9 protein-coding genes are annotated in these 15,183 nt (G+C 45.9%); 4 read left to right on the plus strand and 5 right to left on the minus strand.

Going from position 1 to position 15,183, the window contains the following annotated elements; translation table 11 throughout:
- Positions 1–63: 63 nt before the first annotated feature.
- Entirely contained in the window at positions 64–534 is a 471-nt protein-coding gene (locus RXX31_RS13225) for an ASCH domain-containing protein (RefSeq protein WP_317589919.1), read from the plus strand.
- A gap of 53 nt (positions 535–587) precedes the next feature.
- Here the strand turns inward: RXX31_RS13225 and RXX31_RS13230 are convergent, their stop codons facing one another.
- Positions 588–2,069 (minus strand): phospholipase D family protein, encoded by a 1,482-nt coding sequence (locus tag RXX31_RS13230; RefSeq protein WP_317590116.1) that lies wholly within the window; start codon positions 2,067–2,069, stop codon positions 588–590.
- Between the two features lie 744 nt (positions 2,070–2,813).
- On the opposite strand from RXX31_RS13230, the gene RXX31_RS13235 reads away from it, so the two are divergent.
- From RXX31_RS13235 to RXX31_RS13245, 3 genes are all read left to right on the plus strand, one after another.
- On the plus strand, positions 2,814–3,971 hold the full coding sequence (locus tag RXX31_RS13235) for an efflux RND transporter periplasmic adaptor subunit (protein ID WP_317589920.1): 1,158 nt from the start codon (positions 2,814–2,816) through the stop codon (positions 3,969–3,971).
- A 13-nt stretch (positions 3,972–3,984) separates the two neighbouring features.
- Entirely contained in the window at positions 3,985–7,143 is a 3,159-nt protein-coding gene (locus RXX31_RS13240; protein ID WP_317589921.1) for an efflux RND transporter permease subunit, read from the plus strand.
- A gap of 302 nt (positions 7,144–7,445) precedes the next feature.
- Positions 7,446–7,712 (plus strand): hypothetical protein, encoded by a 267-nt coding sequence (locus RXX31_RS13245; RefSeq protein ID WP_317589922.1) that lies wholly within the window; start codon positions 7,446–7,448, stop codon positions 7,710–7,712.
- 679 nt (positions 7,713–8,391) lie between these two features.
- On the opposite strand, the gene RXX31_RS13250 is transcribed toward RXX31_RS13245, so the two are convergent.
- From RXX31_RS13250 to RXX31_RS13265, 4 genes are all read right to left on the minus strand, one after another.
- The gene (locus RXX31_RS13250; protein WP_317589924.1) at positions 8,392–9,975 is read right to left on the minus strand and encodes a BCCT family transporter; all 1,584 of its coding nucleotides are present in this window, start codon (positions 9,973–9,975) and stop codon (positions 8,392–8,394) included.
- 185 nt (positions 9,976–10,160) lie between these two features.
- Entirely contained in the window at positions 10,161–10,415 is a 255-nt protein-coding gene (locus tag RXX31_RS13255; protein WP_317589926.1) for a hypothetical protein, read from the minus strand.
- A gap of 211 nt (positions 10,416–10,626) precedes the next feature.
- Positions 10,627–12,117: an efflux transporter outer membrane subunit gene (locus RXX31_RS13260; protein ID WP_317589928.1), complete on the minus strand. Its 1,491-nt coding sequence runs from the start codon at positions 12,115–12,117 to the stop codon at positions 10,627–10,629.
- Positions 12,114–15,176, minus strand: coding sequence for an efflux RND transporter permease subunit (locus RXX31_RS13265; RefSeq protein ID WP_317589929.1), 3,063 nt, complete (start codon positions 15,174–15,176; stop codon positions 12,114–12,116). Before RXX31_RS13265 ends, RXX31_RS13260 begins: the two co-directional genes overlap by 4 nt.
- Positions 15,177–15,183 lie beyond the last annotated feature (7 nt).

Raw genomic sequence — 15,183 nt, forward strand, 5'->3', positions numbered from 1 at the left:
ATTGTTTTTGTTAATGTGAGCTAAAGTGCTCATTTCTTCTTATTGATTTGTCTGGCGATTGTTATGGACCTCAAAGCGAAAAATTATCTCGATCAATACTTAGTATTACTTACTCCTCAGCAACGAGAATCCATTCCGTCAATGAGCGCGGATTACTACTGCGCCGATGAATACAATGCGAATATTTGCGCAGAGCTGGTTCGCTCAGGGCAGAAAACGGCCTCTTGCAGTATGGCACTTTGGTATAGCGAACATGGAGAGGTCATGCCTCAAGTCGGGCATCTACAAGTCGTGACTCGTTGGGATGGTGACCCAGTTTGTGTCATCGAAATCACCGATATCTCCACTTGCCCTTATGAAGCGGTGAGCGCGGAGTTTGCACAAGCAGAAGGTGAAGGGGATGGAACGCTACAGTGGTGGCGTGAAGCTCATACCCAATTCTTCCAAGCTGAATGTAAGGAGCTCGGTATTGAGTGGCATGAACAGCGGATGCTGGTTTTAGAGCGGTTTAAAGTCGTCTACCCCTTGGGATAAAACAGATAATAAAACAGCGCCTGTGCTAGGCGCTGTTTTGTCTGGGTGAATCACTAAAGCTGATCTTCGATTGGTAATATGCCTGCGAACCATGAGCCTAGCTTTCGCCACACTCCGGCTTCGGGTTCGGAGTCATACTCCTGTCCTGTTTTATTATCAGTCCAGACAATATCACCGTCACGGAGGGTCACGCGATAGGCGTTGTTATTGAGTATTTCAGGCAAGGTTGCGAGAAAGTCTTGAACGTATTCTGGTTGCTTAATCACCGCGGCCATTTCGGTGTTGAGTTTTGCCGAACGCGGATCCCAGTTCATTGAGCCTACAAACAGCGTCTCTTTATCTATTAGCATTGCTTTGGCATGCAAACTTGCGCGGCTACTACCAGTTAAGCTCCACTTGCTCTTCAGTTTGGCACTGGATTTTACTTCCCACAGCTTAATGCCTGAAGCGAGCAGATCTTCTCTATATTTCGAATACCAGCCATGTACAGCAAAGACATCGTTAGAGGCCAGACTATTGGTGACTATCGTAATATCTACCCCTCTTTTGGCTGCATTGGTCAGGGCTTTTGTTCCTGCTTCGGTCGGTACGAAGTAGGGGGAGATGAGCACAAACGAATGGTCGATGCTTTTGAGTAACTCGGTCAGGTTACTGACCAGTTGGCTTTCATGCGTTGCGACTTTATCCGGTAAATCGAACCAGATATTTCCTTCACCCCAGTAGAGTTTGAGTTCGCCTTTCTTCAACTCTTGATACATATCGAGAGTACTGAAGTTATAGCGACCTTGAGTGAACTTTTCGGTAAGTTGCAGCTTATCAACCTGCTTTTGAATCGCCGCTTCCGTGATTTGTTCAGATCCGGGAACAACCCACTCCATTGGCACGGCATAAGCACTGTTCCAGTAGAGATCAAACTGATCGGCCGTTTGTTGGACGGCTTCACCGTAGAGCAGTAAGTCAAAGTCACCAAATGAGACTTCAGATTCGAAAGAGAAGTACTCATTGCCGATATTTCTTCCGCCTACTACCGCTGACACGCTATCAGCGATAAGTGATTTATTGTGCATACGGCGGTTCAAACGATCGAAGTCTGTTGCAATGCCAAAGAGTCGTGCTGAGCGGTATTGGTGAGGATTAAACAAACGGATTTCGATGTTGGGATGGGCGTTCATCGCAGCCATCATTTTATCGTTGCGTTTTTGCATGTCATCGAGCAGTAAGCGAATTCTAACCCCTCGTTTTGCTGCTTCGTACAAGCGCCAAGTGATGAAGTTACTGGTCTCGTCACCTCGATAAATATAGTACTGAAGATCCAGACTTTTCTCTGCAGATTCAATCAGTGAAGTACGGGCAAGAAGCGCATCGTGCCCTTGGTTTAGAGGGTAAAAACCAGTCTCCGTTTTCGGGTCCTTTCCGTAAGCCTCAAAATAGTGTGCAAGCGCTGAATCCGTTTGGTAACCGTACTGAAACGTCGTGGACTTTTCACTAGGGTCTCTGTACTCAATTGCAGAACAGGCCGAAAGGAAAGTAAACATGCAGGTGAAAATGAGCTTAGTAAATATATGAGACAATGAACATATCCTTGTAATACAAAACGTTACTTAAGCTGAGTATATACGCAAATGATTTCAACGTGCAGGGCTGAATACACAATCACACACATTAGACAGGAGAATTTTAGCGACTGGCGCTTAATGCCTCGTTTAGGTTGTGATTTGGGTTGATTTTTCTCTCAGAAATTTGTGTTGGCTCGCTTTTTTAGACGCACAAAATCATTTATTTAATTAATGTTTTTACTCTAATTGGTTGTATTCACTAATATCTGGCATTTCTCACCCATACATGACTAGGGTAATTGCACAAAAATAAATAACCAATTGATTTTTAATGGTTATATGTCTGGCATGCTGCTTGCTCATGGGATGTGTGAGTAAAGGTACACAACTTGCTAAATGAGTTAATATTTTGTTAATTTTATGAGCTTTAAAAGGATAATTTGCCGTGGATTACGGCCTCAAGCCTTTGTGAGTGTTGTTCTCTTATGTAGTCCAAGTTGTGGTGGTATTTCAGTGCATGCCTTTACTTGGAGATGAACAGAATTGTCTATTTCACAGATGCAAAACCAATCCGGATAACGAGATGATCAAATCGTCATTTAGATTGGTATAACTACTTCACCGTTTACCTCAAAGGAACTTGAGTGGACTGGCAGTATTTGACACATGTAGGTCGTATCAAGTGCTTAACGGTGACTAAAACAATAAAAAAGGATTTTTTGGATGTTATCAAAACCCATGTTACGTTGGCTTTTACCCTTCGTTGTTGCTGGTGGTTCCTATGCAGGTTACGCCGCAATAGCCGCAACGGCTCCAGAACAAGAGTCGACGAAAGAAACCATTGCAGAACCGACCGTTCAAGCATCTTCACTTTTTCCTACCGATCACAAAGTAGTGATAACCAGCCATGGCGAATTGGTGCCGTTTGAGAAAACTCACCTCTCTGCTCAAGTAAGCGGTGAAGTCATCAGTTGGCATCCTAACTTTGTCACTGGCGGTATCGTAAAGCGCGGTGAAATCTTGTTCACGATTGAAAGCGATAACTACGAAGCAGCAGTGCTTCAAGCTGAGGCGGCTCTGGCCAGTGCTCGGGCAACTTTGATCGAGGAGAAGGCGAAAGCGGAAGTCGCCAAACGTCAGGCTAAGCAACTGAGTGATAAACAAGTAACGGACTTGTATTTACGTAAACCGCATGTACTAAGCGCAGAGGCGCAGGTTAAATCGGCACAAGCGTCGTTGAAACGTGCTAAGCGTGATCTGGAAAACTGCAAAGTCATTGCACCCTACGATGCGCTAGTGGTTGAACGAGATATCGGCGTCGGCCAGTTTGTCACATCTGGCTCTCGTATTGCTACGCTCAACAATATTGAGGTCGCGGAAATACATGTGCCGATAGCCGGATTCGATAGTGCGTTCTTACCGGAATCTATCAATGAACTTCGTGCAACTGTCACACAGCAAGGTATTTTGTCGACGACGCGTGAAGGCAAAGTGGTTCGTGACCTAGGTATGATCGACAGCGCAACCCGAATGATCAATATGGTGATTCAGGTTGAGGACCCATATGGGATCGATAATAAGCAACCACCAATCAAATTTGGTTCTTATGTTGAAGTCAGCTTTACCGGTAAAGAGCTCAAACACATTTATCGCTTACCTCAAGAATTAGTTAAAAACCGCACTGTTTGGGTCGTCAATAATGACAATGAACTTCAGCCACGCACTGTGACCGTATTGAGAGCCGAAGGCGAGTTTATGTTGGTAGGGGATGGTTTAGAACAGAGCGATAAACTGGTGTTAACTCTGCCAGAGTACCCGCAAAAAGGCATGGCGGTGCAAATCGCAAAAAAGAGTGACGACTCCGAAACCGTCGTACAGTAAGTAGGAGTTTGTCATGGAAGAGACCAATCAAAAGGGCTTAATTGCCTACTTTGCGAATAACCCTGTGGCTGCCAACTTGCTGATGGTGTTTATTATCATCATGGGTATTGTGAGCTACCTGTTCATTCAACGACAGATGTTCCCTAACATCGAAATTAACTACATCGACGTACGCGCAACCTATCCTGGCGCCTCTCCACAGGAGATCGAGGAGAGTATTCTCGTCAAAGTAGAAGAGTCGATCAAAGACGTTACTGGCATTAAGAAAGTCGTCTCCCGAGCGAGTAGAGGCAGTGCTTATGTCTCTATTGAAGTTGATGTGAATGCCGATATCAAACGTGTCCTTGATGATGTTAACCAACGGATTGATACCTTATCCAATTTACCCGCGGGTATGGAACCAATTAATGTCTATCAAGTTGAGTGGCGGCAGGATGTGATTGAGATGGGGCTCGTTGGTGATCGGCCACTTGAAGAGTTAAAACCCATTGCAAAGCAAATCGAAGATGAGCTTCTGCAACTGAAAAACGTCATGTTGGTGTATTTAAGCGCACCAGAAGAGGAGATTGCGATTGAAGTCGATCCTCTGGTGCTGCGTAAGTACGACCTCACGTTAAATGATGTGAGTGACGCGATTCGACGTTACTCTGCCAACTTTTCAGCCGGTGAAGTTAAAACCAACTCTGGGATGATCGCAGTACGTATTGAAAACCAGTATTACCACGGTGATGAATTTAGAAATATTCCGGTGAAGTTAGGCGCAAACGGGGCGAAAGTTCTGCTTCAGGATATTGCAACCATCAAAGATGGTTTTACAGAAGAAGAGCGCTACTTTGAGTATTCGGGTCAAAACGCGATTTATATGTCCGTAGAAGCGACACGCGATCAGAATATTATTCCTGTTGCTGAATCCGTTCATAAGTATATTGAGGCAAAGAACAAAACACTACCAAGTGATGTTCAGCTTAAGGTTCTGGTCGACATGACCTATTACCTTAACGGTCGTCTCGATATGATGCTGAAAAACCTGTTGCAGGGTGCGGCGCTGGTAGCGATTATGCTGAGCATTTTCTTGCGTTTCCGCTTGGCCATGTGGGTTATGATCGGTTTACCGGTCTGTTTCCTTGGTGCCGTGATGTTAATGCCTGCGTTAGGCATTACCGTGAATATTGTCTCTCTATTTGCCTTTATTATGGTATTGGGGATCGTCGTAGATGACGCTATCGTCATGGGCGAAAGCGCCTACAGTGAAATTGAAGAAAAGGGCGGAGGTGTCGAAAACGTAGTCCGCGGTGTTAAACGCGTTGCGACGCCAGCGACATTTGGCGTTCTGACAACCATCGCTGTATTCGCGCCTTTCTTACTCTCCAGCGGTATTGATAGCGCATTTTTCTACGGTATCGCGGGCGTTGTTATCTTATGTTTAATCTTCAGCCTGATTGAATCAAAGCTAATTTTGCCCGCTCACCTTGCGCACACACATTTCAAACCGATTAAGCCTGGCGGATGGCGTGACCGGTTTAATCAGCGCTTCTTTGGCTTTGTTAATGGGACTTATCGCCGCTTTGTCACTCTGTGTACTCACTGGCGTTGGAGCGTTTTCGCTGTGTTCTGTGGTTTACTGGCAATCAGTGCCGCGTTGGTAAACTCTAACTACGTACGTGTCATTCCAAACCCGAAAGTACCAACCGACTATCCGGCTATTACGATTGAAATGAATGATACCGTATCAAGCGAGCAGACCATTGATGCGCTCAAAACTATAGAGCGAGTCATGCAGGACGTCGAAACTCAGACCATCGAAGAGCATGGCCAGGGAATGATTCGGGATGTTCTTTCCTATAATAGAAGCCGTACTGAAGGGCGTGTATTGGTTCCGCTTGTTGATGAGGAACTGCGTCCTTTCAATACGTTCGAACTGGCGCGTCGTTGGCGTGAATCGATGCCAACCATACCGGGAATGAAGAGCATTAAAATTCGTGAACAAAGTGCGGGTGGTGGTGATCGAGACGAATTCGGCTATCTATTATTTGGATCGAATATCAATGAGCTAAATGAAGCGGGGCGTTACTTAATTGACCGCTTGCAGCAGCAGAACGGCTTGTACGATATTTCTTCGTCGATTGATTCCGGTAGTAAAGAAGTCCTTCTTTCATTAGCGCCGGTAGCCTACGATCTTGGTTTGGATCTCACCATGATTGCTCAGCAAGTGGGCGGAAGCTTTTATGGTGGTGAAGCGCAGCGATTGATTCGTGATGGCGAAGAAATCAAAGTGATGGTGCGTTATCCACAATTAACGCGTGAAGCTTTCTCTTCTCTTCGTTATGCCGTAATCACAACGCCAGCAGGCAAAAAGGTCATGCTGGGTGATGTGGTGCAGATCAATGAGCAACCGGGCGTGAGTACTATTCGTCGTGAGGGTGGTTATCAGACGGTTTACGTCTATGGCTCCATTGATGAAGAGTTGATTGAGCCAGAAGAAGTGGTGAAAATCATCGATGAAAGCATCATGCCCGATATGAAAAACCAGTACCCAAGCGTTAAAACTGAGCTAGGTGGGGACATCGAGGAGCAAGCTGCACAGCGTAACGAGCAGATTCTCTTCTTTATTGCCGGGATGATCATCGTCTACATCCTACTAGCGGTGCCACTAAAGAGTTACACGCAGCCGCTGATTGTGATGTCAGTGATTCCTTTCAGTTTAACAGGCGCGATTTGGGGACATTTCTGGCTCGGGTTAGACATCAGTATGATGTCCACCTTTGGTCTTATTGCCGCAGCAGGTGTGGTCATCAATGACTCTCTCGTCATGACGGACTACGTAAACCAGGTTCGAGAAAAAGGGATGAACATCAAACAAGCGGTTGTGGAAGCAGGGTGTGCTCGTTTTCGCGCGATCACCCTCACATCAATCACGACGTTCGCTGGTGTTCTGCCGATCATGTTTGAGACCAGTTTGCAGGCGCGCTTCGTTATCCCGATGGCGGTCGCATTAGGTTTCGCAGTCCTTTATGCGACGATATTGACGTTAGTATTGGTGCCTTGTTTGTATCTGATGCTGGAAGACATCAAGAATATCTTTAGAGCGATTAAGCGTTTTTTCTCGCGTCTGTTCGCTCGTTTCAAAAAGCAGGATCATACGTCAGAAGCTCAGGTTAAAGCTTCTAACTAAAGTACTTATCTCTTCGTAATTCAAGGGCAGCTTTCGGGCTGCTCTTTTTGTTTGTTTCAAATGCAGTAGTGATGAAAGTACGAGATAGCGTCATTTGTGCTATAGCTATTAATGAATAGAATAAAAAGAAAATATAGTCATGGCTAATTTAACACTCAGTGTGCGAAATTTACCATGAGGGTTTCGGTGATGAAATATGATTTAAAATAAGTTGCTGAAATTTAAGGATTAAAAAGTTGGCATCGTACGTGCTATGTATAGAGCGTATCTAAAATAAACTGCTAATCCTCAAGGAGCTCGCTATGAAAAGTGTATTTTTTTCTACTCTTGGTCTTATTGCTGTAATGTCATCATCAATCGCTGCTGCTAACACGTTAGACAAGGAGGAGTGGAGCTCTGATTTGCGTCAAGACTTCTCTGCAATGAAGCACGAAGCGATAGCAGATGTTCAGCAAATGAATATGGACGAGATCGATGCTCGGGATTCACGAATCGTTAAACGTATTAAAGAAGAGCAGGCACAATTGGTAAAGGTTGCATGCGAAAAATCAGAAGCGAGTAAGTCATAGTTTCTGAATGGCCCTTGTCAAAATAAACAATGACTACTAACACACATTCAGTGCTAGATAGCAGTAGGCGCTGATCTTGTTGCTCTCTTGCCAGCTTATAAAAGCTGGCTTTTTTGTGCTTACCGGTAATCGAATAGTAGGCAGAAAAAAGCCCGCAAAGAACCGTCTTTGCGGGCGAAAAAGGGCACCAAATTCGGTGTCTATTCATTATGGAGATGGTCGAACGTCCTTATAAAACTGACAATAGCTTGGTGAGAGGCTTACCACCAGTGCGACCAACGGCGCTAAAGTTAACATTGTTGTAATCATTGTTAAAATGTTAATTCCTCAATCAATGATTTCATTATCGTTACTTACTGTGGGTGGTTTGTTGCGCCTCTGTGTCTTCTGTGTTCAAAATGGCTGTTTTTATAACAAATGGATGTAAACAGTCAGTTGAAAGTTAACGTTGGTTATATAAAGTCTGTTTTTTTGATTGGCTTGCCCATAACTAGCCTTCAATAAATCTTACAATAACCTTTATTTTGTTAAGGTTATGTGGGTGGTGAAATGGATTGCACACATGAGCGGAATAAATCGATGGTTAGATTGCATTCGTTAACGCGCACCTGATAGCGTGGGATAATGAATAGATTCCCGATAACTTACCTGCCATTACCGGGAATCATAACTTAAGCGATTAAACTAAACCTTGCTCTTTCGCCATCTGCTTCGCAATACTTGGTGCTTTCCAGATGCTTGGTAACAGAATGAAAGAGACTGGCACTGCAGTAATCACAATAAAGGATTGCAACGCAGAGATACCGCCTGACCCCATTGAGATTAAAGCAATGGCTACTAGACCCATGATCAATCCCCAGAATGAACGAATCACTGCATTAGGTTCTGTTGAACCCGTCATTACAACGCTGATGGTATAGGTCATTGAGTCACCGGTGGTCACAATGAAGGTCGTGGTTAAAATCAGAAATAGTACTGAGATAAGCATTGGATATGGTACCTGTGAGGTAATCGCTAGTAAAACCGCCGGAAGGTTAAAGCCTTCAAACGCGCTTGAAATCAAGCCTGGGTTTTCTAGTTCAAATGCTAAGCCACTACCACCAACAATACTAAACCAAAAGCATGTGATTAGGGGAGCGGCAATACTGATTGCAGTGATCAACTGACGAATAGTACGTCCTCGCGAGATACGTGCGATAAAGATCGCCATCATCGGGCCGTAGCCAATAAACCAACCCCAAAAGAACACGGTCCACCAGCTTAGCCAGCCTGTATCACCACGGTATAAAGCCATTGGGAAGAAGTTGTCTACCAAACGTCCCATGCCTTGCATATAACCATCAACAATAAACGTTGTCGGGCCAACAAATAAAATATAGCCAACTAAAAGGATGGATAAGATGATGTTGTAACGACTGACGATTTGAATGCCTTTGCTGACCCCACTCAGTGCTGAAAGGGTGTACATCAAAATCGCTGCAATGACGACCATACTTTGAATGATAAAGGTATCCGGCAGACCGAATAACGCGTTAAGCGCGTAGCTGATTTGTAAGCCCAGAAAGCCAATCGGACCGATGGTACCCGCGGCGGCGGCGATGATACTGCATGCATCGGCCAGATCACCAAGCCAGCCATTAATGGCTTTATTGCCAAATACTGGGTAGAGAAGAGTACGTGGTTTTAAAGGAAGGCCTTTATCGTAATGCAAATGCATTAACACAATTGAAGAAAGGCCACCAAGAATAGCCCAGGCTAGGAATCCCCAATGCATGAATGACTGAGATAAGGCATTGATTGCGGCAGTCTTGGGTGAGGCCTCACCATAGAGTGGTGGAGCCGTAACAAAGTGAGCAATAGGCTCAGCAGCTGCCCAGAAAACGCCACCGCCAGCAAGTAGAGTACAGAGTACGATCGATAACCATTTGAAATTATCGATATCCGGCTTCGCTAAACCACCTAAACGTACGTCACCAGTACGCCCAAAGGCTAAAGCCAAGCCAATTAAGAAATTGAGAAGAAGCAATACTTGCCAGTATGCACCGAAATATTTTGTGGCAAATCCAAAGCCAGTGTTCACCATTGCGGTTAGAGCGTCGGTGTTCGTCAGAGCAAGCAGAACGAACAGAGTAAGAAAGCTACCACTTAACCAAAATACAGGGTTAGTGAGTTCGAGTCGCTTGAACAGAGATGGAGGATGGATCGCGGCATAGTCTGCGTCCTGAACAGGAGCATGGGAGGCGGTATTCGTCATATTTGACATAAGTACTTCGCTTTTTCGGGCTCGGAAGCCGTGTATTTCCCCTCACATCCAGTCGATGAAAAAGTGTGAGGGAGTTCAAAAAGCTGCGAATACTAGCATGTTGAGACAATGAATTTAACCGTAGATTTCAGTTCATTGTTTGTGCGTTAGTCAACACACTGATTTCTCGAATCAGGTGAAGGGGATTATCTAAGTTTTTGATGTACTCGATAACCAACCACGTAACCAATGTAGAACAGGGCGGCGAGTGTGATTAGCGCTGTGATGTAAGCCAGAGTTCGTTCAAGCCCGACGCCAAAAGAAAAGGTAAACGCAATACCGTTGAGCGCTTCTACTGGGAACTGGTACCAGGCATTATGAACCGAAGAACTAAAAAGCAGCATTGTGCTGAGGAGAAAGAGCACACCGCTTAGTAAGCCGAACCATCTGCTGTTGTTCATGTTTATTCTCAAGTGTTACCGAAGTAACGTAACAAAATATTTCAGGGAAAGTATTATATACCCAAATGACCTCAAGATGCGTAGTTATTTGGTTAGTTATCTGAGAGAGTATAAATTTGTAGGGATAGCTAAAGAGGCCACCAAAGCAGCCTCTTTATGAACGAATGGAGTATGATTCCGGTTAATACCAAGAATCAAGGTTGGCAGATAATCAACCTCCTGAGTTGTTTAGCGGATTGAGTGTCCAGTCCCCGCCAAGTGATTTGTAAAGTGCAATCGTCGCTTGCGCTGTTTGCAGTTTTGCCGCGACACGTTGGTCTTGCATCATTCGTTGCTGACGCTGAGCATCTAACACCGATAAATGGTCAATCAGACCAGCACGGTAAAGTGACTTCGCCTTGCTCACTGCGTTATCCGTCGCTTTCAGTGCGTCATTGACTCGGCGTTGGTTCTCCTGACTTCTGCCATAAGCAAATAGAGTTGATTCCGTTTCTGCCAATGCTGCATCCACCGTATGCTGATAAGACAGCGTCGCCGAATCAAATCGTGCTTGGTTCATGGCTTCAATTGCCTCCCCGCGCCCGCCGTCAAATAGGTTCCAACTCACGCCCGCAGCGCCCATCCAGCCAAAAGAGTCACTACTGAACAGATCATCAAAGCTCGATGCGGACAAGCCCGGAGCGCCCGTTAAGAAAAACTTAGGGTATTGATCGGCAATACTCGCCGCGAGTTCTTCATTCAATGCTGCCATTTCACGCTCAGCCAGACGAATATCGGTACGGCGCTTCAATAAATCCGAGGGTAAACCGACGGGCACCATATTCTGCATGCTCGGCACACCGTGGCTTTGTGCCAAGCGGGTTTCAACCTTTGTCAGAGGTTCTCCAAGGAGCACCGCAATCCGATGTTTATGCGTTTGTTGAGCAATTTCTAACTGAGGAACGATCGCTTCCATAGCCGCGAGCGTTGCTTTCGCTTGTGCTAAATCAAGGTCAGAGCCATAGCCGCTTTGCACCACTTTCTCGACCAGGTTCATGGTGCGTTTCTGATCGTCCAGGTTTGACTTCGCCAAGTCAAGGCGTTCGCTCGCACCTTGGTACTGAAGGTAGTTATGAATTAAATCCGCCGTAATCACTGTGGTTAAGCCACTTTGATAAATTTCAGCTTGCTCCAGACGAATTTGCGCTGCATTCGCTTGACGGTCAATTCGTCCAAATAAATCCATCTCCCATGAGATATTCGCTCCGGCAAAGACACCATCGTGTTGATTATCCATCAAGGTGACATTGCCAACTTGTGGCGGTAAGCCGGATACCGAATCACTTAACGGGTTTAAAATCGGGCCCAGTGACGAGTCATTCTTACTGAACTGATAATTCATATAGCCCGCGCTGAGACTAATGGTTGGCACCTTAAACGATTCCACCATCGTCTTATAACTGTTGGCCATTTTCACACGCTCTGCGGCAACTTTAAGCGGAATACTTTGACTCTGCATATCTTGAACCAGTTGATCTAAGATTGGGTCATTAAACTCCGTCCACCAAAACTCATTAGTTTGTGACTCGGTGCTTAGCCCCGAGCCTTGGCTGTTAAGGTAAGTCTCTGCAATGCTGGTGGTTGGCCCCTGATAATCGGGACCCACCGCACAACCGGTCAAACTCAGTGCCAGAACAATTGGCGCAAGGATGAATTTTTTCATGATGACGCCTCCTGTGGCTTAGTGTTGGTTTGGGGTATTGGCTCTTTGTCCTTGTACGCGAGGCGATAAAGAGCAGGCATTACGAACAAAGACAAGACCGTTGCCGCTGCTAAACCACCGATGATGGTTGCCGCCATTTGGTCAAACAGCAGATCCGAAAGTAGCGGAATCATGCCTAGCGCTGTTGTTAATGCGCCCATCGAGATCGCCATGGTTCGGTTCACGGTCGCTTCTTTAATCGCGTCTGACAGGTTCATACCGTTTGCTCGTTCCAGTTCAATTTGATCCATTAATACAATGCCGTTTTTAATGATCATCCCCGTCAGCGTAATCGCACCGATGATCGCCATAAAACCAAATGGTTTATCAAACCCGAGCAGAGCAAAAGCCGCCCCTGACGCTGCCAATGGCAGAGTCGCCAAGATGATGATTGGCTGTTTGAAGCCGTTAAACATTGCCACCAGAATGATCACCATGATCAGCATGGCTTTCGGTTGCTGCTTCATGATGTCCGTGACGGACTTGTTTTCATCATAATATTCGCCGCCCCATTCCATGCTGTAGCCAGAAGGCAGTTCAATCGCTTCAATTTGATCTTTAATCGCGTTTCTAACGTTGGCTGGTGTTGACTCTCGGCTAACACCGGCCTGAACCGTTATGGTTTTCACGCGATCACGACGCCAGATCATGCTCTCTTCGGTAACGAGCTCAAAACCATCGACGATCTGACCAAGTGGAACGCTGTTGAACCCAATCAGAGAACGCACTGGCAACGTTTCTAGCGAAGCCATTGTCTGCGAAGTTCCACGCAATTGGATTGGGATAAGCTCGTCGTTAAGGTTCATCTGACCCAAAGGCATACCGTCAGAAGCGCGTTTCAATGCGAATGCTACGTCTGTGCGATTGATGCCAGCATGACGCATCTTGTCCTGATTTAGGATTGGCTTGAGCACTTTGCTCTCTTGGCGCCAATCGTCGCGGATGTATTTTGCATCTGGGTGAGAGGCAAAAATGGTCTTCGCTTTTGCGGCTAATTGATGCAATACGTTCTCATCAGGGCCAGAAAAGCGGGCTTCTACAGCAAACTTGTCTTTTGTTGCGAGTTTAAGGGCGCGGAAACGAGGTTCTGCATCCGGAAATTCATTTTTAAGCCATTCATCACCGCGAGCAACTAAGCGGCTGATGCTTGGGTAGTCTTTGGTATTAATCAGTACCTGACCGTATGCCGGGTCAAGTGGTTCTGGCTCAACCGTTACAGAGAAACGTGGAGCACTTGTTCCGATATAGCTTGAGATACTTTCGACTTCTGGCTGTTCGACCAGCCACTTCTCGACCTTGCGCATATCTGCTGAGGTTTGTTCGATCTTCGCACCATTTGGCAACCAGTAATCTAAGAACACAATTGAGCGATCGGATTGCGGAATGAAGTTTACTGCAACATAAGGGACCGCTAATGCCGTCGAAACGATCAGTGGAACTAACGCTGATAACGCTTTAACCGGGTTGTCGACTGTCCAAAAGACCAGTTGCTTATAACGGCTTGGTTTGGATTCTTCTTTTACCGCTTTCGGTTTCACCAACATCCAAACCATCAGCACGGTGAAGGTCATCGCCACAATCCATGAAAGCAGCAGTGAAGACGCCATAATGTAAAATACCGAGCTGGCGAATTCCGCAGAATCTGTCTTTGAGAATAGAACCGGACTTGCACCCATTATCGCAATCACCGTCGCGCCTAATAGCGGTATCGCGGTTTCTTTGACTGAATCAATCGCTGCGCGAGTGCGTTCAATGCCTTTGTTGAGTTTCACGATCATCATATCGGTGATAACAATGGCGTTATCAACCAGCATACCCAGAGCCAGGATAAACGTACCCAGCGAAACTCGGTGCAAATCAATGCCTGCAATGTTCATGTAGCTCAACGTCAGCAAAATTGTCAGTAGTAAGCTCGCGCCAACAATGGTTGCACTTTTAAAGCCCATAAAGACGAGCAGTACCACAAAAACAATCAGCACACTTTCAAGTAAGTTACCCACGAAGTCATCAATCGATTTTTGTACTTCTTCTGGCTGATAGGCGACCGTTGAAATATCGACTCCCAGTGGAAGTGAAGCTTGGTAATTCGCAATGATGTTTTGAATCGTATCGCCAAGAGATACGACGTTGATGCCCTCAACGGGACTAACCGCCAGAGTCACGGCTGGTTCACCGTTGTAGCGATTCTCTGACAAGGCAGGTGTTTGGTAGCCCATGGTAACATCGGCGATATCGCCTAATCGGATTAAGCCAGAGCCAAGGTCACCGGTGCCGCCATTGATCACCAGATTGCGAATGTCTTCCAGAGACTGAAACTCGCTGGTTTGCGCGATGCGAATACGTTCAGTGCCCGCATCAAATTTGCCCGCTTCAAAGGTGGTGTTTTGCGAGTTAAGTTGATTCCAAACCTGAGCAATAGACAGGCCGTACTGCGCCAGACGTTCGTCAGGCATATCAATGTTAACTACACGCGGCTGTACGCCATGCAGTTCGATTTTTTTGATCCCGTCAACGGCTTTGATTTGACGTTGTAACTCTTCCGCGTAACGGCGTAGCTCTTCTGGAGCGGCATCTTTACTGTGGATAGAGAAAAGCATGCCATACACTTCCGAGAACTCATCTTGCACGATGCTAATTTGCGCTGAAGATGGCAGTTGGAGTTTCACGTCCTCGACTTTTCGTCTCAGTAAATCCCACTGCTGAGGGAGTGCTTTGGAATTGAGGCTCTCGTTGAGATCGACAAATACCATCGAAAGACCAGGACGTGAGAGAGAACGTAACTTATCGAGCTCAGCCATTTCCTGCAATTTGGTTTCGATGGTATCAGTGACTTGTTGCTCAACTTCTTCTGCTGAAGCGCCCGGATAGAGCGTGACAACAACGGCTGTTTTTACGGTAAAGCTCGGATCTTCCAACTTGCCTAAGTCAAAATAGGAATAGATGCCCGCAATCACACTTAATACGATGAAAAAAAGTACGAATTTGCGCTGACGAATAGCGAATTCAGCTAAATTGATCATGGATTCG

The sequence above is a fragment of the Vibrio sp. EA2 genome, assembly GCF_033042495.1.
Taxonomy (GTDB): domain Bacteria; phylum Pseudomonadota; class Gammaproteobacteria; order Enterobacterales; family Vibrionaceae; genus Vibrio.

Coding starts and splice junctions, on each gene's coding strand:
- RXX31_RS13225 (WP_317589919.1), top strand. CDS start 64: ATGGACCTCAAAGCGAAAAATTATCTCGATCAATACTTAGTATTACTT.
- RXX31_RS13230 (WP_317590116.1), bottom strand. CDS start 2,069: ATGTTTACTTTCCTTTCGGCCTGTTCTGCAATTGAGTACAGAGACCCT.
- RXX31_RS13235 (WP_317589920.1), top strand. CDS start 2,814: ATGTTATCAAAACCCATGTTACGTTGGCTTTTACCCTTCGTTGTTGCT.
- RXX31_RS13240 (WP_317589921.1), top strand. CDS start 3,985: ATGGAAGAGACCAATCAAAAGGGCTTAATTGCCTACTTTGCGAATAAC.
- RXX31_RS13245 (WP_317589922.1), top strand. CDS start 7,446: ATGAAAAGTGTATTTTTTTCTACTCTTGGTCTTATTGCTGTAATGTCA.
- RXX31_RS13250 (WP_317589924.1), bottom strand. CDS start 9,975: ATGTCAAATATGACGAATACCGCCTCCCATGCTCCTGTTCAGGACGCA.
- RXX31_RS13255 (WP_317589926.1), bottom strand. CDS start 10,415: ATGAACAACAGCAGATGGTTCGGCTTACTAAGCGGTGTGCTCTTTCTC.
- RXX31_RS13260 (WP_317589928.1), bottom strand. CDS start 12,117: ATGAAAAAATTCATCCTTGCGCCAATTGTTCTGGCACTGAGTTTGACC.
- RXX31_RS13265 (WP_317589929.1), bottom strand. CDS start 15,176: ATGATCAATTTAGCTGAATTCGCTATTCGTCAGCGCAAATTCGTACTT.